The sequence below is a fragment of the Mycobacterium sp. E2733 genome, from assembly GCF_001667585.1.
Lineage (GTDB): Bacteria > Actinomycetota > Actinomycetes > Mycobacteriales > Mycobacteriaceae > Mycobacterium.
The window spans coordinates 1-1,322 of the sequence record NZ_LZJZ01000106.1; the positions used below are offsets into that span (position 1 = coordinate 1).

Here is a 1,322-nt window from a genome sequence, read left to right on the forward strand (position 1 = left end):
ATTCGCTCCGCGTGGTATGCCTGAACCCGTGTCCGACGGTCTCTTTGACCTCCCCGGCGCGCCGCAGCCGACCGACCACGGGCTGGGCGCGACGGGCGGCGCACCCCTGGCGGTCCGGATGCGTCCGGCATCGCTGGACGAGGTGGTCGGGCAGGACCACCTGCTGGCGCCCGGGTCTCCGCTGCGCCGCCTAGTCGAGGGTTCGGGCGTGGCGTCGGCCATCTTGTACGGGCCGCCCGGCAGCGGCAAGACGACGCTGGCCGCGCTTATCTCGCAGGCGACCGGCCGCCGATTCGAGGCGTTGTCGGCGCTGTCCGCCGGCGTCAAAGACGTTCGGGCGGTGATCGACACCGCCCGCCGGGCGCTGTTGTCCGGTGAGCAAACCGTGTTGTTCATCGACGAGGTGCACCGGTTCTCCAAGACCCAGCAGGACGCGCTGCTGTCCGCGGTGGAGAACCGGGTGGTGTTGCTGGTGGCGGCGACCACCGAGAACCCCAGCTTCTCGGTGGTGGCGCCGCTGCTGTCCCGCTCGCTGATCCTGCAGCTGAGGCCGCTGGGCGCCGACGACATCCGCGCCGTGGTGCAGCGCGCGATCGACGACCCGCGCGGGCTGGGCGGGCAGATCACGGTCGTGCCCGAGGCCGTGGACCTGATGGTGCGCCTGGCTGCCGGTGACGCCCGGCGCGCGCTGACGGCGCTGGAGGTGGCGGCCGAGGCGGTGGAGCCCGGCGGCGAGTTGACCGTCGCGGCCGTCGAGCAGTCCCTGGACGAGGCCGCCGTGCGCTATGACCGCGACGGCGACCAGCACTACGACGTCATCAGCGCCTTCATCAAGTCCGTCCGCGGCTCGGACGTCGACGCGGCGCTGCACTACTTGGCGCGCATGCTCGTCGCGGGGGAGGACCCACGGTTCCTCGCGCGCCGGCTGATGATCCTGGCCAGCGAGGACATCGGCATGGCCGACCCGAGCGCCCTGCAGATTGCGGTGGCGGCCGCGCAGACGGTGGCACTGATCGGCATGCCGGAGGCGCAACTGACGCTGGCGCACGCCACCATTCACCTGGCCACCGCGCCCAAGTCGAACTCCGTCACCACTGCGCTGGCGGCGGCGATGGACGACATCAAGGCGGGCAAGGCCGGCCTGGTGCCGCCGCATCTGCGCGACGGGCACTATTCCGGCGCGGCGGCCCTGGGACACGCGCAGGGTTACCAGTACTCGCACAACGATCCCGACGGCGTCGTCGCCCAGCAGTATCCGCCGGACGAGCTGGTGGGCGTGGATTACTACCGGCCGACCGGTCGCGGCGGTGAGCGGGAGATGG

At 71.9% G+C, this 1,322-nt stretch carries 1 protein-coding gene; it reads left to right on the forward strand.

The window, feature by feature from the left end:
* Nucleotides 1–16: 16 nt before the first annotated feature.
* A partial coding sequence (locus A5678_RS20025) for a replication-associated recombination protein A (RefSeq protein ID WP_068045675.1) occupies nt 17–1,322 on the forward strand: 1,306 nt, incomplete at its 3' end.